This is a genomic window from Rhizobium sp. NFACC06-2 (assembly GCF_900101425.1).
In the GTDB taxonomy this organism is placed as follows: Bacteria; Pseudomonadota; Alphaproteobacteria; order Rhizobiales; family Rhizobiaceae; genus Agrobacterium; species Agrobacterium leguminum.
The window spans coordinates 406,786-424,807 of record NZ_FMVA01000002.1; the positions used below are offsets into that span (position 1 = coordinate 406,786).

Consider the following 18,022-nt stretch of genomic DNA (forward strand, 5'->3'; position numbering starts at 1 on the left):
GGTCTTTCCGTGACATATGCATCCCTGCCGCTTGCCCTGACACAGGGAGATCCAGCCGGTATCGGCCCCGACATCGCCATCACCGCCTGGGCAAAGCGCCGGGAGAACGGCGTGCCGCCCTTCATCTTCATCGGCGACCCCGATGTGGTGGCGAGCCGTGCGGCGCTGATCGGCGTGCCGGTCAATATCGAGACCTGCGATGCGGAAAGCGCCGTCGGCCTGTTCGAACAGGCTTTCCCCATCCTCTCCCTTCCTGTCGGCTTCGAAGTGCAGGCGGGTCAGCCGCATGTCGGCGCGGCGCACGCAACGATCAAGGCCATCGAGACCGCCGTTTCGCTGACGGTCGAGGGCAAGGCTGCGGCCGTCGTCACCAATCCGATCGCGAAATCGGTGCTATACGAGGCGGGTTTCGGCTTCCCCGGCCATACGGAATTTCTGGCCGATCTCGCCCTGCGCCAGACCGGCGAGCAAGTCATCCCGGTGATGATGATTGCCGGCCCCAGGGTCCGTGTCGTCCCGGTGACGATCCATATCCCCGTGAAAGACGTGCCGGCCGCGCTCACCGAAGAGTTGATCGTCACGACCTGCCGGATCATCGATGCCGATCTCCGGCAGAAATTCGGCATTGAGGCGCCGCGTCTGGCGGTTGCCGGCCTCAACCCGCATGCGGGCGAAGATGGCGCACTGGGCACCGAGGATCGCGATATCGTTCACCCGGCGACCATGCGGTTGCGCAAGGACGGGATCGATGCCTTCGGCCCCCTGCCCGCCGACACCATGTTCCACGATGCCGCCCGCAAGCGTTATGACGTGGCGGTGTGCATGTATCACGATCAGGCGCTGATTCCGGCCAAGGCGCTCGGCTTTGACGATTCCGTCAATGTCACGCTCGGCCTGCCCTTCATCCGCACCTCGCCCGACCATGGCACCGCCTTCGGCATTGCCGGCCAGGGCATAGCCAATGAGGCGAGCCTCGTGGCGGCGCTGAAGATGGCGGCGGATATTTTCCTCCGCAGCCGGGCCAACGCATAATGGCGGCCATCGACGGACTGCCGCCGCTGCGCGATGTCATCCAGCGCCACGGGCTCGACGCGAAGAAATCGCTCGGCCAGAACTTCCTGTTCGACCTTAACCTCACCCAGAAGATCGCAAGGACGGCAGGGCCGCTCGACGGCGTGACGGTGATAGAGGTCGGCCCCGGTCCCGGCGGCCTCACCCGCGCCATTCTGTCGCTCGGGGCAAAAAAGGTCATCGCCGTCGAACGCGACAGCCGCTGCCTGCCGGCGCTGGCGGAAATCGAAGCGCATTATCCCGGACGGCTCGAGGTCATCGAGGGCGACGCCCTCAAGACCGATTTCGAGGCTCTGGTTCCCGCCGGCGAACCGGTGCGGATCATCGCCAACCTGCCCTACAATGTCGGCACGCAATTGCTGGTCAACTGGCTGCTGCCGAAACAATGGCCGCCCTTCTGGCTCTCCATGACGCTGATGTTCCAGAAGGAAGTCGGCCAGCGCATCGTGGCCGAAGAAGGCGACAACCATTATGGCCGGCTGGGCGTTCTCGCCGGCTGGCGCACGGTTGCCGAAATGGCCTTCGACGTCCCCTCGCAGGCCTTCAGCCCGCCGCCGAAGGTAACCTCCACGGTCGTGCACCTGTTGCCGAAGGACAAGCCGCTGCCCTGCGATGTCGCCAAGCTTGAAAAGGTAACGGAAGCCGCCTTCGGCCAGCGCCGCAAGATGCTGCGCCAGAGTGTGAAAAGCCTTGGCGGCGAAACGCTGCTGGAAAAAGCGGGCATCGATCCCACACGGCGAGCGGAAACGCTGTCGGTGGAGGAATTCGTCACTTTGGCGAACTGCCTGTAAATCCGTCGTGTAATGTGCAGTTCCGAGCAGCGGGACACGAGTTCGTGGAGACCGCGAATAAAGGAAGAAGTGCGTGGAGAGTGCCGGTTTTCATTACAAGCTCGACATTCCCGCTGAAACACCCGACTGCGCGGTTGTCTTGCTGCATGGATCGGGGCGAACGGAAGACGACCTCATTCTGTTTGGCCGCGCCGTCTTTCCCAAGAGCGTTCTATATGCTCCGAGAGGCACTGTTTCCTGGGAGAATGGATTCGCGTTTTTCCGCCGAAAGCCCGACAGACAGCTTGATACTGACGACCTCAAACATCGAGCGACCAGCCTCTGCCAGTTCATCGACTTTGTATTTCATGAGACCGGGCAGAGACCCCTTCTCGTTGGATATTCGAACGGCGCGATCATAGCGGCTGAAACCATATCCTTGAATCGGAATTTGTCGAGGGGAGCCATTCTGCTTCGCCCGCTTTCTCCAAGACCGGATCAGGCTCTCCCAAACCTCTCAGGATACCCCATACTCCTGCTCGCCGGCGCCTACGACGAAAGGCGTCACCCCACCGATGCGCCGCATTTGGCCAAACAACTGGCATCGGCCGGTGCGGATGTTGTTCTGCAGACAGTTGAGACGGGCCACGGCTGGGCTGAAGACGCCGCAGACGAGCGGCTATCTCGCCAATGGGCGGCAAATGAACCTATCTCCCAGAGAGCAGCAGCCTCTCCCATCGGTTAGCCGAACGTTTTGGAACAGGGCGAGGCCGAGGACTAAATCCAGTTTTCAACTCGCAAACCGGGCATCCGGACAAACTCGCGCATATTATTGGTTACGACGATCAGCCCCTCGCTACGGGCATGACCACCAATCTGCATATCATGAACGCCGCACGGCGTTCCAGCCTTGGCAAGTTCGGCCCTGATCTGGCCGTAATGTGCGGCGCCTTTTTCGGCAAAAGGCAGAACGTCCAAACGCGCGGTAAAATTTTCAATGGCGTTGATGTTTTCCTGGCGCCGGACGGATTTTTCAGCACCATAATAAAGCTCGCCCAGTGTGATGCTCGAAATACACAGTTGATCTGCCAGGGCGTTGAATTTCTCCCGCAGTTCCGGAGGATAAGTCTTCATTACATAGATACATATATTGGTATCGAGCATATATGTGAGCATCAGAAGGGCTCGCGCTCATCCAATGCAGGCTCTTCGCGAACGGAAAGAAAATCATCCGTTGCACGAGGGCCGGTCAGAAAAAGGTCGTCCCAGCGCTTTCCCTGCGGCACTATAACACGCGCAAGACCGATTTTCAGAACATCGACCTTATGCACGTCATCAGGAAAAGCCACGGCCTTCGGTAGCCTTACAGCTTGACTGCGATTGCTTATAAAAACCGTTGACGTAGCCATTGTCAGAGCCTCGTATATCCCGCCGGGATATACATAACGTCTAACGGGTTCGATTTCAAGATTTTGGGGCCGGTCGCCAGACGCTACCTTCCATCAGAGCTTCGGCTCTTCCTCGAGCAACGCCCGCACGAAATCGAACATGCCGTGGCGGCGGTCGCGGCGGACGCGTTCGGCCTTCACGATTGCTTCGACGGCCTCGAAGGCAGCCTGCAGGTCGTCATTGAGGATGACATAGTCGTAGTCGCGCCAGTGTTCGATCTCGGCACGGGAATTGAGGAGCCGGGTCTTGATGACCTCTTCGGTGTCTTCGGCGCGGCGATGCAGGCGCGATTGAAGTTCGGTCATGGTCGGCGGCAGGATGAAGATCGAAACGACATCCGCCTTCATCTTGTCCTGAAGCTGCTCGGCGCCCTGCCAGTCGATATCGAACAGCATGTCGCGGCCTGCGGCCATGGCATCTTCCACCGGCCCACGCGGCGTGCCGTAAAAATTGCCGTGAACTTCAGCCCATTCCAGCAGCGCATCGCTATCCCGCAGGCGCTCGAATTCACGCGTGGAAATGAAATGGTAGTGGATGCCGTCAATCTCGCTCTGGCGGCGCGGGCGCGTCGTGACGCTGACGGACAGGCCGATATTCTTGTCCTTGTCGAGCAGGTTGCGCGCAATCGTCGATTTGCCCGCGCCGGATGGCGAAGAAATCACCAGCATCAACCCTCTGCGGGCAATCGTGACGGGAGAGTTATTCACCGGGACCATTGGGTCTACTCCAGATTTTGGACCTGCTCGCGGAACTGGTCGATCACCACTTTCAGCTCTATGCCTGCTGCGGTTACCGCACTGGCGTTCGATTTGGAACAGATTGTATTCGACTCGCGGTTAAATTCCTGTGCAAGAAAATCGAGCTTGCGTCCTACGGGCCCGCCATTGGCCAAAAGCTCCCGCGACGCCTGAACATGGGCGTGCAGCCGGTCGATCTCTTCGCGCAGATCCGCCTTGGTGGCGAGCAGCGCCGCCTCGGCATGCAGCCGGTCACGGTCGAGACCATGCAAGCCGTCGCCGATGAGGGCGATCTGCTGGGCGAGCCGTGCCGCGATCTGTTCCGGCTGGCGGGAAGGATCGTTTTCAATGATGTCCGCGAGCTGCTCGATCCGGTTGATTTGACCGGACAGGATGCCAAACAGCGACGCCCCTTCCCGTTCGCGCATATCCTTCAGCTTCTCGACGGCGGCGGCGAAGCCGGCAAGCACATCGCCGTTGCGTGCGGCCTGCGCCTCCGCGTCATCTTCCGCCTCGCGAAAATCGACGAGCCCGCGCAGCGTAAGCAGCGTGTCGAAGCTCAGCAGCTTGTCTTCCACGACATCGCCAAGCTCCTTCTTCAGCGCCAGAACCGCCGCCAGAGCATCGCGGTTGATCACCGCCTCCAGCCGGTTTTCCGCAATCGCCAGCGTCAGGCCCGCCTGGATATTGCCGCGGGAAAGATGCTCGCCCGCGATTTCGCGCAGGGCCGTTTCCAGCGCTTCAAGACCGGTCGGCAGACGCAGGCGCACATCGAGCCCCTTGCCGTTCACCGAGCGCAATTCCCACGCCCAGCGGTAACGGCCGGAGGTTCCTTCGCTGCGTGCGAAGCCGGTCATCGATTGCAATGTCATATCTGGAAGCCCCCGTCATGCTGTGCAAAACCGGGCCCGTGCGGATCGCAGGGCCCGGTCAGGATTTTCAATTGTTGGCCGGCTTTTCCGCCTCGGCCCCGCCCGGCTGGCCATCCACGACAACATCGGGATTGGCGCCGGAGGCCGCCTTTTCGGCCTCTATCTTGCGCCAGCGGCGCACATTGGCGTTATGCTCTTCAAGCGTCTTTGCAAACACATGGCCGCCGGTGCCATCGGCAACGAAATAAAGGTCATCCGTGCGCCATGGATTGGCCACGGCCTCAAGCGCCGCCCGGCCCGGATTGGCGATGGGCGACGGCGGCAGGCCCTTGATGACATAGGTGTTGAACGGTGTCTGCTTCTGCAGGTCCGACTGGTAGATCGGACGGTCCGACGGTTTTCCATCGCCACCGAACAGGCCGTAGATGATCGTCGGGTCGGATTGCAGGCGCATGCCCTTCTTCAGACGGTTGTAGAACACCGAAGCGACATGGGCGCGCTCATCATCCTTGCCGGTTTCCTTCTCGACAATCGAGGCAAGCGTCACGAATTCCTCGATGGTCTTGATCGGAAGGTCCGGATCGCGCCGTTCCCAGATCATATTGATCAGCTTGTCCTGCGCCGCACTCATCTGGTTGATGATTTCTTCGCGCTTGGTGCCGCGGGTGAAGCGATAGGTATCGGGGCGCAGGCTGCCTTCCGGTGGCAGGGCCGAGGGCAGTTCGCCATCCAGCACTTCATCCGCTCCAAGGCGCGCAAACATCTGCTTTACGGTCAAACCTTCCGGCAGCGACACGGAATAAAGGATCGACTTGCCGGACTCCAGCAGCATCATGATATCCTTCATCGATGCGCCGGCCTTGATCTCATATTCGCCGGCCTTCAGCGTCTGGTCCTTTTGCAGGTAGCTGCCGGTCATCAGGCGGAAGACACGGGCGTTGGAGATGACCTCGTTACGCTCGAGATTATTGGCGATCTCGATAATGCCGGCACCGTTGCGCACAGTGAAATGTGTGTTCGTCTGGAGCGGACCGGGCTCCTGAAACGCATCGATCATGTAGTAGAAAGCGGCAATGGCCAGCACACAGACGGCAACCGCGAGCGTCATCAGAAAATTCAGAAAGATCACAAGCTGGCCGTGGGCCTTGCGGGAGCGCTTGGGCGGAGCCGGCACTTTTTCCGGCCGCAGGGCTTCCGTCGGGGATTTCGGAATGATCGGGCCGCGATTGCCTTCGCCCGCGCCGTTTTGTCCGTATTGTCCCTGGCTGTTCTGGTTCGTGTCGCTCACCGTCGGTCCTTTTCAGTTCGGCGTTGTCAGCGCTTTTTGCGCAGGTAATGCGGCAAAAACAGGTTCGGAATGTCTTCCTGCACCACATAGAGATATCGTGAAGCCTTGCTATTCCCGCTTCACGAACATCGTTTCGGACAAAGCCGATGGAGGAAGCAGCCTGCGGCCGGAAATTACCCCGAACCGGCAAACGCTTCCCATAAACGACTACAATATCGGCGCGAAAACCGGAATGGCTTTCGCAAGCAGCAATGCGCTCTTCAAAGGAAAGAACGTCCTTTGTCAGCACCCGGTGGGAGGGAGCCAGCGGCGGCAGAGCCGCCGCCGCAATTATGCTTCGTAACGACGCAGCACGAGGGAGGCGTTGGTGCCGCCGAAGCCGAAGGAGTTCGAGAGCGCCACATCGACCTTCCGCTTGCGCGCCTTGTGCGGGACGAGATCGATCTTCGTCTCCACATCGGGATTGTCGAGGTTCAGCGTCGGCGGAACGATGTTGTCGCGGATCGCAAGCGTCGCGAAGATCGCCTCGATAGCGCCCGCCGCACCGAGAAGATGGCCGGTGGCCGACTTGGTGGAAGACATGGAAATCTTCGAAGCCGATTCGCCGACAAGCCGCTCCACCGCGCCAAGCTCGATCGTATCGGCCATGGTCGAGGTGCCGTGGGCGTTGATGTAGTCGATATCGTCAGGCGTGAGACCTGCACGCTTCAGCGCCATCGACATGCAGCGATAGGCGCCTTCACCGTCCTCGGACGGTGCGGTGATGTGATAGGCATCGCCCGAAAGGCCGTAACCGACGACTTCCGCATAAATCTTCGCACCGCGCGCCTTGGCATGTTCCAGCTCTTCCAGAACGACGATGCCTGCACCTTCACCCATGACGAAACCGTCACGGTCGCGATCATAGGGACGCGAGGCCTTTTCCGGATTGTCATTGTGCTGGGTGGAGAGCGCCTTGCAGGCGGCGAAGCCAGCAAGCGCGATGCGGCAGACCGGCGATTCGGCGCCACCGGCGACCATGACGTCAGCATCGCCGAGCGCGATCAGACGGGCGGCGTCGCCAATGGCGTGCGCGCCAGTCGAGCAGGCCGTCACCACGGCATGGTTCGGTCCGCGCAGCTTGTGGCGGATGGAAACCTGGCCGGATACGAGGTTGATCAGGCGGCCGGGAATGAAGAATGGAGAAATGCGCCGAGGACCCTTGTCGCGCAGCGTATAGCCCGCCTCGACAATGCCCTCCAGGCCGCCGATGCCGGAGCCGATCAGAACGCCGGTGGCGATCTGGTCCTCGTCCGTTTCCGGATGCCAGTCCGCGTCGGCAAGCGCCATGTCGGCAGCAGCCATGCCGTACAGGATGAAAGGATCGATCTTGCGCTGTTCCTTGGGTTCCATCCAGTCATCGGCATTGAAGGTGCCGTTGGAACCATCGCCCACGGGAATGCGGCAGGCGATCTTTGCCGGAAGGTCTTCGACTTCGAATTCAGTCACGAGACGGGCGCCGTTCTGGCCGGCCAGCAGCCGCTCCCAGGTCACTTCCGTCCCGCATCCAAGAGGAGATACCATGCCGGTACCGGTGATAACGACACGCCTCATCGCCAATGCTCCGCCCTTATCCAAATCATCGGTCTTCATGCAACGCCGGACATCAGGAGATGTTCATCGGATGCTGCAGTATTTCAAATCTCAGCACGAAGGTTGTGGGCGCCGTTTCCGGCCCTTGCCCCCCATGCATTGCCCGGAACACGCACCACCCGCGGGCATGTTACCGTCTGCCTATAAAACATTGGCCCGGACGAGCCGGGCCAAGGACGGGAGGATATTGCACCTCCCCCATCAAGGTCGATCAGGCCTGGGCCTTCTCGATGAACTTTACGGCGTCGCCGACGGTCAGGATCGAGTCAGCTGCGTCGTCGGGGATTTCAACGCCGAATTCTTCTTCGAAAGCCATGACCAGTTCAACGGTGTCGAGCGAATCAGCGCCCAGATCGTCAATGAAGCTGGCGCCTTCGACAACCTTGTCGGCGTCAACGCCAAGATGATCAATTACAATTTTCTTTACGCGTTCTGCGATATCGCTCATGTCGGTTTCCTCGACCTTTATTTTGAAGGGAATGCCTTACGGCACCCTGCCCTGTTAGAAGCCCTCATGCGCCGTTCAAATCCGGCACTGCTGGCAAACCCGTTCAACCCGGTCCAAGCTAGACATCGTCACGCAAAATCGCAACGGCTTCCTGTCTCTCCGGGACGACTGTTCACAGTCTTGGCCCGCTTAACATGGTTTCAATCGGTCGAAAAGCCTGAAAACGCGCTAAGCACAGCGTATGACAGGCAATTTCGCCGAAAACCAGCCGGCGGGGCCTTGCGGCGCCAGCTACCCAAGAAGGTGCTTAAACAGCGCCGCAATCCTTTTATGACGGTCACAAGTGCCGTCAGATCATCGCCATGCCGCCGTTGACGTGCAGGGTCTGGCCGGTCATGTAGCCCGCCTCGTTGGAGGCGAGGTAGAGAACGGCCGAGGCGACTTCGGCACCTGTCCCCATGCGCTTCATGGGAATGGCGCCCATGATGGCGTCTTTCTGCTTGTCGTTCAGCTTGCCGGTCATCGCGCTTTCGATAAAGCCCGGCGCCACGCAGTTGACGGTGACGTTGCGGGTGGCGATTTCCTGGGCCAGCGACTTCGAAAAACCGATCATGCCGGCCTTGGAGGCGCAATAGTTGGCCTGACCGGGATTGCCGGTAACGCCGACGATGGAGGTGATGTTGATGATGCGGCCGAAACGGCGGCGCATCATCGGATGCGTCAGCTCGCGCGTCAGGCGGAACATCGCCGTCAGGTTCACTTCGATGACGTTATCCCAGTCCTCGTCGCTCATGCGCACGAAGAGGCCGTCCTTGGTGATACCGGCATTGTTGACGAGGATATCGACGCCTTCCAGCTCGGCTTCGGCCTTTTCGCCGAGCGCCTTTACTTCGGCGCGGTCGGCAAGGTTCGCCGGGAAAATCTTGACGCGTTCGCCAAGTTCCGCCGCCAGCGCTTCGAGCTTTTCAACGCGGGTGCCGTGCAGGCCCACAGTTGCGCCCTGGCTGTGCAGAAGGCGGGCGATTTCTTCGCCGATGCCGCCGGTCGCGCCGGTTACGAGAGCCTTGCGGCCTGTCAGATCAAACATGTCCTATTCCTTCTTTAGAGCTTCGGACTGAAAATGTTCAGCGCAGTTGCGCCCGATGAATGCGGCAGCCGGAGTATCCCGTCTCAGCCGATGAGGGTGGCAAGAAGCTGGTCGATATCGGCAGCGCCGTTGACGGCAACGCCGTTCACCGTCTTGTCGATGCGGCGGGCAAGGCCCGTCAGCACCTTGCCGGAGCCGATCTCGTAAAGCTGCGTGACATTGTTGGCGGCAAACCATTCCACCGTCTCGCGCCAGCGCACCTGGCCCGTCACCTGCTCGACCAGCAGGCCGGCGATCTCATTGGCATCGAAAACGGGGGCGGCGCGCACATTGGCGATGACCGGCACGACCGGGTTGTGCTTTTCGACGGCCGCCAGCGCCTCGCGCATGGCTTCCGCCGCCGGCGCCATCAGCGCGGAGTGGAAGGGTGCGGAAACCGGCAGCATGATGGCGCGCTTGGCGCCCTTTTCGGACGCGATCGCCGCAGCCTTCTCGACGGCGACCTTGCCGCCGGAGATGACGAGCTGACCGCCGCCATTGTCGTTGGCGATCTGGCAGACGCCGAGAATGGCCGCCTCTTCGCAGATTGCCGAAACGGCGTCATGCTCAAGCCCGATGATCGCCGCCATGGCGCCCTCGCCCACCGGCACGGCGGCCTGCATGGCGTTGCCGCGGATGCGCAGAAGACGGGCGGTATCGGCAACCGAAAAGGTGCCGGCGGCACAGAGCGCCGAATATTCGCCGAGCGAGTGGCCCGCGACATAAGAAACCGTATCGGACAGTTTGAAGCCGCGCGCTTCGAGAACCCGCATGACCGCCATGGACACAGCCATAAGCGCCGGCTGCGCGTTGGCGGTCAGCGTCAGCGTCTCTTCCGGGCCGTTCCACATGATATCGGAAAGCTTCTGGTCGAGCGCCTCGTCGACTTCCTGAAACACGGCGCGCGCTTCCGGATAGGTATCCGCCAGCTCCTTGCCCATGCCGACGGCCTGGCTTCCCTGTCCGGGAAATGTGAATGCAATACCCATGGGATGTCGTCCTTCTTGTCTGGCCTTGCCTTTATTCTTGTCGACTTCCATTCACATTCCCGCCAGCGAAGTCAAGGCTTGAAGCCCCATGGCAGGCCCATGTCAGGGGTTTTGCCGTCCTGTTTTCCCCTTATCTTTCATCATATTTTTTCTTGCACTGCGGCAATTCCCCATTACTTTCACACCACCTTCCAAACTATCTGGCCAAGCACCGGGACATTTCCATGAAACAGAGACTATTGGGCCGCACGGATATTTCCGTGTCTGAAATCTGCCTCGGCACGATGACGTGGGGCACGCAGAACACCGAAGCCGACGCGCATGCGCAGATGGATTACGCCGTCGAAAACGGCGTCAATTTCTTCGATACGGCAGAACTCTACCCCACCACCCCCGTTTCCGCCGAGACCCAGGGCCGGACGGAAGATTACATCGGCACTTGGTTTGAAAAGACCGGCAAGCGAGATCAGGTCGTGCTCGCCACCAAGGTCGCCGGTTCGGGACGCGATTATATTCGCGGCGGTCGCGATATCGACGCCGCCGCCATCCGCGAGGCGGTGGATACCAGCCTCAAGCGCCTGAAGACCGATTACATCGACCTCTACCAGATTCACTGGCCAAATCGCGGCACCTATCATTTCCGCGGCGTCTGGAGCTTCGATGCTTCCGGCCAGGAAAAGCAGCGCACGCTCGCCGAAATCACCGAAAAGCTCGAAACGCTCGGCGAACTGGTGAAGGCCGGCAAGATCCGCGCCATCGGCCTTTCCAACGAGAGCGCCTGGGGCACGCAGAAATATATCGACATCGCCAAGGCCAACGGCCTGCCGCGCGTCGCCACGATCCAGAACGAATATAACCTGCTCTATCGCAGTTTCGATCTCGACATGGCGGAAGTTGCCCATCACGAGGATGTCGGCCTGCTCGCCTATTCGCCGCTGGCAGCCGGGCTGCTGACCGGGAAATACCAGAACGGCGCGCGCCCGGCGGGATCGCGCGGAACCATCAACAAGGACCTCGGCGGCCGTTTGCAGCCGCATCAGGAAGCGCCGGTCAAGGCCTATCTGGAGCTTGCCGCACAGCATGGAATCGATCCGGCAAAGCTCGCCATCGCCTTCTGCCTGACACGTCCCTTCATGGCCTCGGCCATCATCGGCGCGACGACGATGGAACAGTTGAAGGTGGATATTGCGGCTGCGGATGTGACGCTGTCGGACGAGGTGCTGACGGGTATCGCAGCCATCCACCGGCAATATCCAATGCCGATCTGATGATCAAACGGCGCGCTTTTTCACGGTCGCCCTTGCATTCCGGGCAAAAATCCGTATAAGCGCGCTGTTCACAACACCCGGTCCAACTGGCTGGTGGCTGAACGGAGGGCTGGTTCCGGTAACGGAACAGCAGGAACCATAAGGTTTTTCCGGCCTCCCGTGTCTCCGCTCTCGACCGTCTCGAACAACGCTTTTCTTGCTTTAAGGCTCACGCCTTTTCAGGAGCAGTCGTTGAGGCTTAGCGCCGTTGCCGGGTGAAGGACGAAACGCAAGAAAGGCAAAGCTTAAATGGCTCTTTACGAACACATCTTCCTTGCCCGGCAGGATATTTCTGCCCAGCAGGTCGACGCACTTGTCGAGCAGTACAAGGGCGTTATCGAATCGTTCGGCGGCAAAGTCGGACGCATCGAGAACTGGGGTCTGAAGTCCCTCACCTACCGCATCAAGAAGAACCGCAAGGCTCACTACGCTCTCATGGACATCGACGCTCCGGCGGCCGCCATCCATGAAGTCGAGCGCCAGATGCGCATCAACGAAGACGTTCTTCGCTACATGACCATCGCCGTCGAAGCCCACGAAGAAGGCCCGTCCGCGATGATGCAGAAGCGCGACCGTGACGACCGTCCGCGCCGTGACGGCGACCGTCCGGACCGTGGCCCGCGTGAAGATCGTGGCCCCCGCGCACCGCGCGAAGGTGGCTTCGGCGACCGCGAAGACCGTCCGCGCCGTCCGCGCGAAGACCGTGCATAAGAAGGAGTTTTGACCAATGGCTGACGCATCCTCTTCCCAGGCACGCCGCCCGTTCCACCGCCGTCGCAAGACGTGCCCCTTCTCCGGCGCAAACGCTCCGAAGATCGACTACAAGGACGTTCGTCTCCTGCAGCGCTACATTTCCGAGCGCGGCAAGATCGTTCCGTCCCGCATCACGGCCGTTTCCCAGAAGAAGCAGCGCGAACTCGCCCAGGCGATCAAGCGCGCCCGCTTCCTCGGCCTGCTGCCTTACGTCGTAGCGTAATACACTAAACGAAGACCCTCTGGTCCCAAACCAGAGGGTCTTCATCCTTCCGCGTTGGGCGCGGATCGATACCATAAAACCCATGTTGGGGATGAGGCTCCACGGAGCAATCCTCTAACTGCTTTAGTTTCAGCAGGACAGCGAAGTGCAAAAGTTGAACCAGACAGTGCTGATCACCGGCGTTCTCGCCGGCATATGCGCCGCGTTTTTGACGCTTGGCGCAACGGCACAGTCGTCCTTTTCCTTCCTGCTCTATGCCGGTTCCGCCATGCCCATCCTGATCGCAGGCATGGGCTGGGGCAATCGCGCCGCCATCGTCGCGATCATCACCACGGCCATCATCGGCGCTCTCGTCATGTCGCCGCTGTTTGCGCTGACCATTGCTATCTTCACGCTGATCCCGGCGGGCTGGCTTTCGCATCTCGCCAATCTGGCACGCCCGGCTTCCGAACTCGGCGGCCCGGACGATCTTCTCGCCTGGTATCCGCTCTCCGGCATCGTCCTGCACCTGTGCATTCTGGTCTCCATCGCCGTCGTCATTCTCGGCTGGATGATCGGTTACGGCCCCGATCTGGTCGCCCGCATGGTCGATATCATGATGACCTCGGTGCAGAACCGTGAGCCGCTGTTCGAACCCAATGCCGAGGCGCTCGCCCAGACGAAATCGCTGCTGGTGCTGATGCTGCCGATCGTGCAGGGCGGCCTGTGGGTCATCCTTCTGTTTGCGGCCTATTATTTCGCGACCCGGGTGGTCGGCTCCTTCGGCAAGGGCCTTCGCCCGCGTGAGGATATCGCTTCCGCGCTGCGCATGCACCGCAACGCCATCTTCATTTTTCTGGCCGGCATTGTCGCCATGTTCCTCGGCGGCGTCGCGGCCATGGTCGGCGCGGTCATCTGCGGCACCTTCGGCGCGGGCTTTCTGATGGCGGGTTACGCCTCGCTGCACAAGCGCGCCCGCGGCAAGGACTGGCGGCTGCCGGTTCTCATTCTCGCATATCTCTCGGCGGTCTTTGTCTTTCCGCTGTTCATCATTCTCGTGTTCGGCCTGAGCGACGTGCGCAGCACGATCTCTCTTACTCCGACGCGGAAAACCGACAATACGAACGAAACCAAACCATAGAAAGGATCAAGAAGATGGACGTCATTCTTCTCGAACGCATCAACAAGCTCGGCCAGATGGGCGAAACCGTAAAGGTTCGCGACGGCTACGCCCGTAACTTCCTGCTGCCGCAGGGCAAGGCGCTGCGCGCCAACGCTGCCAACAAGGCACGTTTCGAAACCGAGCGCGCAACGCTCGAAGCCCGTAACCTCGAGCGCAAGTCGGAAGCCCAGAAGGTTGCCGAGGCTCTGGAAGGCAAGTCCTTCATCGTCGTCCGCTCGGCTGGCGAAACCGGTCAGCTCTACGGCTCTGTCGCCGCTCGCGACGTCGTTGAAATCCTCGGCGCAGAAGGCTTCAACATCGGCCGTAACCAGGTTGAACTGAACACGCCGATCAAGACCATCGGCCTGCACAACGTTACCCTTCACCTGCATGCCGAAGTCGAGCTGCAGGTTGAGCTGAACGTTGCCCGTTCGGCTGAAGAAGCCGAGCGTCAGGCCAAGGGCGAAAGCCTCACCTCCGCTGACGCCATCTACGGCGTTGACGAAGACGCGCTGCGTCCGGAAGACTTCTTCGATCCGGAAGCTGACCGCGACGGCGACGACGAATAAGATCTGGCTTAACGGTCAAAGGAAAACCCCGGATGGAAGCATCCGGGGTTTTTTGTTTGCGCGCTGAGAGTTTGCAGGGAAGTTTACCCCCCTCTGCCCTGCCGGGCATCTCCCCCTCAAGGGGGGAGATCGAATCGTGGCTACCGTTCGACCATCTCAACGTTGCGATTTTGGCGATGTAAGCCCGCCTTGCCGATCTCCCCCCTTGAGGGGGAGATGTCCGGCAGGACAGAGGGGGGTGTCCCGCAGCAAATTCGGCGTAATACTACTTCTCCGCCGTCTCCGCTCCCTCCGGCGCCACGCTCTTATCCACATGCACCACCACCGACATGCCCGGCGACAGATCCGCCGCCAGCGGCTGATCGGCATCGATGGCGATACGCACGCCGAGGCGCTGGGCGATCTTTACGAAATTGCCCGTCGCATTGTCCGGCTTGATGACGGCGAATTCCGAGCCGGTGGCGGGCGAGAACCTCTCCACATGGCCGGTAAGCTTGCGGCGATGCAGCGCATCCACGGCGATCGTCACCGGCTGGCCGACCTGCATGCCCGCAAGCTGGGTTTCCTTGAAATTGGCGATGACCCAGACATCATGCGGCACGACGGCCATCAGTTGCGTTCCGGCGGTGACATATTGTCCGGTGCGGACGCCGACTTCGCCGAGCCTGCCATCCACGGGCGCGTGGATTTCGGTATTGGCAAGGTCGATCCGGGCAAGCTCGACGGCCGCTTCTGCATTGGCGACGGCCGCCTGCAGCGAGCTGCGGTTGACGATGATGGTTTGCAGATCCTGCCGCGAAACCTCAAGCGCCGCCTTGGCCTGCGAAAGCGACGCCCGCGCCTTTTCGAGCGCGGCATGGGCCTCTTCCTGAAGACTGGAGGTTCCCGCACCGCTCTTGATGAGGTTATCCTGACGGTCGGATGCGAGCTGCGCCTGTTTCAGCGAGGCCTGGGCGCTGTCGACCGCCGCCTGGCTGGAAAGAATATTGGCATTGGCCGCATTTTCCTGCTGGCGGGAATTATCGAGAGCCGCCTTCTGCGTATCGAGCGTTGCTTCCGCCTGCGCCTGCTTCTGGCGGTAGATGCGGTCATCGATCTTCGCCAGCAGCGCGCCTTGGCTGACCTCCTGATAATCCTTCACCGGCACGTCCACGACATAGCCGCTCACCTGCGGGCTCATCGTCGTGACATAACCGCGCACGAAGGCGTTGTCGGTCATTTCGACGGTGGAAAGGAACGGCGGCAGCCGCCAGGCGTAAAGCACCAGCGCCACGCCGGCGAGACCGCCGAGCAGCACGAGAATGGAAACGGGGGTAAAAAACTTCTTCAGCATTTTGTCACTCTTGGAATGTTCAAGACTGTGGTGCCGGTGAGGCATCGATTTCTTTCCGGAAAAGGAAAGGGCGGATGCGCAGCCATGCAAGGTGGATCAAAAGCGTGGCCAGCGCCAGCGCAGAGACGACGGAGACCAGCAGGAATGTGTCATTATAGGCAAGCACATAGGCCTCCTTGCTGACCTGCTGGCCAAGCAGCGACAGTCCTTCGGCCTTCAGCAATGCCGGATCGGTGATGACATGGCTGTAAGCGCCGGAAAGCTGCGAGACGCGCTGGGCGACCATCGGATTGGTGAGCAGGATATTTTCCACCAGAATATTGGAGTGGAATTTCTCCCGCAGCGTCACGAAACTGCCGAGCAGGCCGGTCATCAGCATCGATCCGGTGATCTGGGTAAATAGGAAGATGGTGATGAAATTCACCAGATAGGGCGCACCCCGGGCCAGAGCGGCGGCAAAACCCTTGGCCATGACGGGCGGCAGGAACATGGCAGCGCCAAAGGCAATCATCATCTGGCTGAGATACATCTCACCCGGCCGCGTCAGATTGTTGGACTGGCTATCCATGAACGAACCGGCGGCGATCAGCGCCAGCGCAATCACGTGGGCGGTATCGACGTATTTCGTGAGCATCAGCCACGCACAGGCAGCACCGCCGAGAACGGTCGCCAAAAGCACCAGCGCATAAAGTGTCGTCGTCTGTTCGTTCAGCAAGCCGAGCTGCTGGTAAAAGCTGACCGCCGTTGAGGATTGCTCGGAGGAAACCGCACGGTAGACAAGCAGGACCGCAATAATGTGCAGGTTGGTTTTCGAGAAAATCCAGCGCAGGTCGAGCAGCGGATTCTTGCGCGGCAATTCGATGAAAGCCATGAGGGTCAGAAGTGTGATCGACGTTGCCAGAAGAACGCCCAGCCACCAGGTTTCGAACCACCAGTAGAACCGGCCGAGCGTGAGCATGACCGCCAGACAGCCGAGACCACCTGCAAACAGAAGATAGCTCAGAATATCCATGCGCTCGATAACTTTCGCGCGCGGCGGCGGCGTGACTTTCAGCACATAGATCATGGCGAAAGCGATCAGCGCGAATCCCACTTCCATGGAATAGAGCGCATTCCAGCCGTCGATTTCCAAGAGGGATGGCGAGACGATGCGCGCGAGCGGCGCCGACAGCAGCGTACCGGTCAGCGCTATGCTGAAACCGAGCGAGAATTTCCGCGCAGGCGGAAAGGCCTCCAGAATATAGAGAAAGCCGAGCGACGAGATCGGTGCGGCGGCCATGCCACTGACAAAACGGATAACGATTGCCGAATGCAGGTCTGTCACGAACAGGTTGAGACAGGAAGCGACGACAAACACGATAATCGAAACTTCGGCGAAAGGCCGCAGGCCATATTGCGCCCGGACCTTGAACAGCGCGATGGAAAAGGTGGCATAGGGCGCCATATAGGCGGCGGACAGCCAGGCGACCTCGGCCACGGTGGCGGAAAACTCGCCCTGCAACTGGTAAATATTGGCCATGACGAGGTTCATGCCCAGGCCCTGGGTAATGAAGAACGACAGGCCCGCGAAGATGAAACACAGCCGCAGCCATAGCGGCCGCTCGACCGGCTGAGGTGCGGCGGCGGCAGGCTCTGGCACGGCTTCACTCGCGCCCGAAGCACTCACCGGCGTCACTGCCTCTTCCGGAAGGTCGGCGGGTTTGGAGACCGCCTCGGCATTTCGGGCAGCGGCCTCATCTGCGGTTTGTGGCACCGGGGTACTCACGATTGCGCCCTCCCCGCCGCCAGATTTTGCAGATTGGCCGAAAGCCGGCGCATGACATCGAGCGCCATAGCCAGTTCCTGCGAAGAAATATCGGCGGCAATCTCGGAGCGCAGCGACTTCGCCATCGCCTGCACCGTCTCGGAGGTTCTCTCCCCTTCTGCCGTCATGTGGATGCGTTTGGCGCGGCGGTCGTTCTCATCGGAACGGCGCTCGATGAGGTTCTGTTTCTCCATGCCATCGAGCACCCGCACCAGCGTCGGCGTTTCGATTTCCATTTCCTCGGCAAGCTCGGTCTGCGTCAGCGGTCCACGACGCGAGAGCGCAAAGAGCGCTCGCGCCCGTGCAAGCGTCAGCCCGCTCTCCCCCACCCGCGCATCGAAAAACGCGCGCAGTTTGCGGGTGAAAGCGGAGACTTCATCCAGAAGCTGTTCCTTGTCGGTCTCGCGGGACATGTCAGCAAGCCTTATAATTAGCACACTACTTATTTTCTGCCTATTTATTCGTAAGACTGACGATTTTCAAGTTTCTTTCACGCCGGGTCTGCCATGC

General features: G+C 60.4%; 21 protein-coding genes. 9 read left to right on the forward strand and 12 right to left on the reverse strand.

Annotated features, from left to right (window positions below; genetic code table 11):
* The first annotated feature begins 9 nt into the window (after positions 1–9).
* The 3 genes from pdxA (at position 10) to F3H58_RS06390 (ending at position 2,586) form a co-directional block, all read left to right on the forward strand.
* Positions 10–1,032 carry a 4-hydroxythreonine-4-phosphate dehydrogenase PdxA gene (gene pdxA, locus F3H58_RS06380; protein ID WP_149741586.1) on the forward strand — a complete coding sequence of 341 codons (1,023 nt, stop codon included), beginning with the start codon at positions 10–12 and terminating at the stop codon, positions 1,030–1,032.
* Positions 1,032–1,862 (forward strand): 16S rRNA (adenine(1518)-N(6)/adenine(1519)-N(6))-dimethyltransferase RsmA, encoded by an 831-nt coding sequence (gene rsmA, locus F3H58_RS06385; protein WP_149741587.1) that lies wholly within the window; start codon positions 1,032–1,034, stop codon positions 1,860–1,862. Before pdxA ends, rsmA begins: the two co-directional genes overlap by 1 nt.
* Positions 1,863–1,935: 73 nt before the next feature.
* Positions 1,936–2,586 (forward strand): alpha/beta hydrolase, encoded by a 651-nt coding sequence (locus tag F3H58_RS06390; protein WP_149741588.1) that lies wholly within the window; start codon positions 1,936–1,938, stop codon positions 2,584–2,586.
* Positions 2,587–2,618: 32 nt separating this feature from the next.
* Here F3H58_RS06390 and vapC read toward each other — a convergent pair whose 3' ends face one another.
* The 5 genes from vapC to mltG form a co-directional block, all read right to left on the reverse strand.
* The gene (gene vapC / locus F3H58_RS06395) at positions 2,619–3,017 is read right to left on the reverse strand and encodes a type II toxin-antitoxin system tRNA(fMet)-specific endonuclease VapC (protein ID WP_149741589.1); all 399 of its coding nucleotides are present in this window, start codon (positions 3,015–3,017) and stop codon (positions 2,619–2,621) included.
* Positions 3,017–3,250: a type II toxin-antitoxin system VapB family antitoxin gene (gene vapB, locus F3H58_RS06400; protein ID WP_031233980.1), complete on the reverse strand. Its 234-nt coding sequence runs from the start codon at positions 3,248–3,250 to the stop codon at positions 3,017–3,019. The genes vapC and vapB overlap by 1 nt, the downstream gene beginning before the upstream one ends.
* A gap of 93 nt (positions 3,251–3,343) precedes the next feature.
* Positions 3,344–4,006: a guanylate kinase gene (gmk, locus tag F3H58_RS06405; RefSeq protein WP_080817281.1), complete on the reverse strand. Its 663-nt coding sequence runs from the start codon at positions 4,004–4,006 to the stop codon at positions 3,344–3,346.
* Between the two features lie 5 nt (positions 4,007–4,011).
* Positions 4,012–4,899, reverse strand: coding sequence for a YicC/YloC family endoribonuclease (locus tag F3H58_RS06410; RefSeq protein ID WP_149741590.1), 888 nt, complete (start codon positions 4,897–4,899; stop codon positions 4,012–4,014).
* Between the two features lie 67 nt (positions 4,900–4,966).
* Positions 4,967–6,187, reverse strand: a complete 1,221-nt coding sequence (gene mltG / locus F3H58_RS06415) for an endolytic transglycosylase MltG (RefSeq protein ID WP_149741591.1) — start codon at positions 6,185–6,187, stop codon at positions 4,967–4,969.
* Here mltG and F3H58_RS27145 point away from each other — a divergent pair.
* A complete protein-coding gene (locus tag F3H58_RS27145; RefSeq protein WP_188128800.1) occupies positions 6,177–6,530 on the forward strand; it encodes a hypothetical protein in 354 nt (117 codons plus the stop codon). The two genes, mltG and F3H58_RS27145, sit on opposite strands and share 11 nt — an antisense overlap.
* Here F3H58_RS27145 and fabF read toward each other — a convergent pair.
* The 4 genes from fabF to fabD form a co-directional block, all read right to left on the reverse strand.
* Positions 6,518–7,780, reverse strand: a complete 1,263-nt coding sequence (fabF, locus tag F3H58_RS06425) for a beta-ketoacyl-ACP synthase II (protein WP_035261994.1) — start codon at positions 7,778–7,780, stop codon at positions 6,518–6,520. The genes F3H58_RS27145 and fabF overlap by 13 nt on opposite strands.
* 250 nt (positions 7,781–8,030) lie before the next feature.
* Entirely contained in the window at positions 8,031–8,267 is a 237-nt protein-coding gene (locus F3H58_RS06430; RefSeq protein WP_003502080.1) for an acyl carrier protein, read from the reverse strand.
* 349 nt (positions 8,268–8,616) lie between these two features.
* Positions 8,617–9,354 carry a 3-oxoacyl-[acyl-carrier-protein] reductase gene (gene fabG, locus F3H58_RS06435; protein WP_003520726.1) on the reverse strand — a complete coding sequence of 246 codons (738 nt, stop codon included), beginning with the start codon at positions 9,352–9,354 and terminating at the stop codon, positions 8,617–8,619.
* 83 nt (positions 9,355–9,437) lie between these two features.
* Complete coding sequence (fabD, locus tag F3H58_RS06440) at positions 9,438–10,382, reverse strand: ACP S-malonyltransferase (RefSeq protein WP_149741592.1); 945 nt, start codon at positions 10,380–10,382, stop codon at positions 9,438–9,440.
* A 224-nt stretch (positions 10,383–10,606) separates the two neighbouring features.
* On the opposite strand from fabD, the gene F3H58_RS06445 reads away from it, so the two are divergent.
* The 5 genes from F3H58_RS06445 (at position 10,607) to rplI (ending at position 14,375) form a co-directional block, all read left to right on the forward strand.
* Positions 10,607–11,650, forward strand: coding sequence for an aldo/keto reductase (locus tag F3H58_RS06445; RefSeq protein ID WP_149741593.1), 1,044 nt, complete (start codon positions 10,607–10,609; stop codon positions 11,648–11,650).
* A 288-nt stretch (positions 11,651–11,938) separates the two neighbouring features.
* Positions 11,939–12,400 (forward strand): 30S ribosomal protein S6, encoded by a 462-nt coding sequence (gene rpsF / locus F3H58_RS06455; RefSeq protein ID WP_003520723.1) that lies wholly within the window; start codon positions 11,939–11,941, stop codon positions 12,398–12,400.
* 16 nt (positions 12,401–12,416) lie between these two features.
* The gene (rpsR, locus tag F3H58_RS06460) at positions 12,417–12,665 is read left to right on the forward strand and encodes a 30S ribosomal protein S18 (RefSeq protein WP_003502063.1); all 249 of its coding nucleotides are present in this window, start codon (positions 12,417–12,419) and stop codon (positions 12,663–12,665) included.
* Between the two features lie 145 nt (positions 12,666–12,810).
* Positions 12,811–13,785: a DUF2232 domain-containing protein gene (locus tag F3H58_RS06465; RefSeq protein WP_065654091.1), complete on the forward strand. Its 975-nt coding sequence runs from the start codon at positions 12,811–12,813 to the stop codon at positions 13,783–13,785.
* A gap of 14 nt (positions 13,786–13,799) precedes the next feature.
* Positions 13,800–14,375, forward strand: coding sequence for a 50S ribosomal protein L9 (rplI, locus tag F3H58_RS06470; protein ID WP_003520720.1), 576 nt, complete (start codon positions 13,800–13,802; stop codon positions 14,373–14,375).
* 265 nt (positions 14,376–14,640) lie between these two features.
* Here rplI and F3H58_RS06480 read toward each other — a convergent pair whose 3' ends face one another.
* From F3H58_RS06480 to F3H58_RS06490, 3 genes are read right to left on the reverse strand one after another with little or no spacing between them, the layout of a single operon-like run.
* Entirely contained in the window at positions 14,641–15,708 is a 1,068-nt protein-coding gene (locus F3H58_RS06480; RefSeq protein ID WP_142778987.1) for an HlyD family secretion protein, read from the reverse strand.
* Positions 15,709–15,727: 19 nt separating this feature from the next.
* The gene (locus F3H58_RS06485; RefSeq protein WP_188128801.1) at positions 15,728–17,473 is read right to left on the reverse strand and encodes an MFS transporter; all 1,746 of its coding nucleotides are present in this window, start codon (positions 17,471–17,473) and stop codon (positions 15,728–15,730) included.
* Positions 17,470–17,925, reverse strand: a complete 456-nt coding sequence (locus F3H58_RS06490; protein WP_149741594.1) for a MarR family winged helix-turn-helix transcriptional regulator — start codon at positions 17,923–17,925, stop codon at positions 17,470–17,472. Before F3H58_RS06490 ends, F3H58_RS06485 begins: the two co-directional genes overlap by 4 nt.
* Positions 17,926–18,022: the final 97 nt, after the last annotated feature.

Bases quoted from the DNA above. Each gene is read 5' to 3' on its own strand.
- rsmA (WP_149741587.1), top strand. From the start codon at position 1,032: ATGGCGGCCATCGACGGACTGCCGCCGCTGCGCGATGTCATCCAGCGC.
- vapC (WP_149741589.1), bottom strand. From the start codon at position 3,017: ATGCTCACATATATGCTCGATACCAATATATGTATCTATGTAATGAAG.
- vapB (WP_031233980.1), bottom strand. From the start codon at position 3,250: ATGGCTACGTCAACGGTTTTTATAAGCAATCGCAGTCAAGCTGTAAGG.
- gmk (WP_080817281.1), bottom strand. From the start codon at position 4,006: ATGGTCCCGGTGAATAACTCTCCCGTCACGATTGCCCGCAGAGGGTTG.
- F3H58_RS06410 (WP_149741590.1), bottom strand. From the start codon at position 4,899: ATGACATTGCAATCGATGACCGGCTTCGCACGCAGCGAAGGAACCTCC.
- fabF (WP_035261994.1), bottom strand. From the start codon at position 7,780: ATGAGGCGTGTCGTTATCACCGGTACCGGCATGGTATCTCCTCTTGGA.
- F3H58_RS06430 (WP_003502080.1), bottom strand. From the start codon at position 8,267: ATGAGCGATATCGCAGAACGCGTAAAGAAAATTGTAATTGATCATCTT.
- fabG (WP_003520726.1), bottom strand. From the start codon at position 9,354: ATGTTTGATCTGACAGGCCGCAAGGCTCTCGTAACCGGCGCGACCGGC.
- fabD (WP_149741592.1), bottom strand. From the start codon at position 10,382: ATGGGTATTGCATTCACATTTCCCGGACAGGGAAGCCAGGCCGTCGGC.
- F3H58_RS06445 (WP_149741593.1), top strand. From the start codon at position 10,607: ATGAAACAGAGACTATTGGGCCGCACGGATATTTCCGTGTCTGAAATC.
- rpsF (WP_003520723.1), top strand. From the start codon at position 11,939: ATGGCTCTTTACGAACACATCTTCCTTGCCCGGCAGGATATTTCTGCC.
- rpsR (WP_003502063.1), top strand. From the start codon at position 12,417: ATGGCTGACGCATCCTCTTCCCAGGCACGCCGCCCGTTCCACCGCCGT.
- rplI (WP_003520720.1), top strand. From the start codon at position 13,800: ATGGACGTCATTCTTCTCGAACGCATCAACAAGCTCGGCCAGATGGGC.
- F3H58_RS06480 (WP_142778987.1), bottom strand. From the start codon at position 15,708: ATGCTGAAGAAGTTTTTTACCCCCGTTTCCATTCTCGTGCTGCTCGGC.
- F3H58_RS06490 (WP_149741594.1), bottom strand. From the start codon at position 17,925: ATGTCCCGCGAGACCGACAAGGAACAGCTTCTGGATGAAGTCTCCGCT.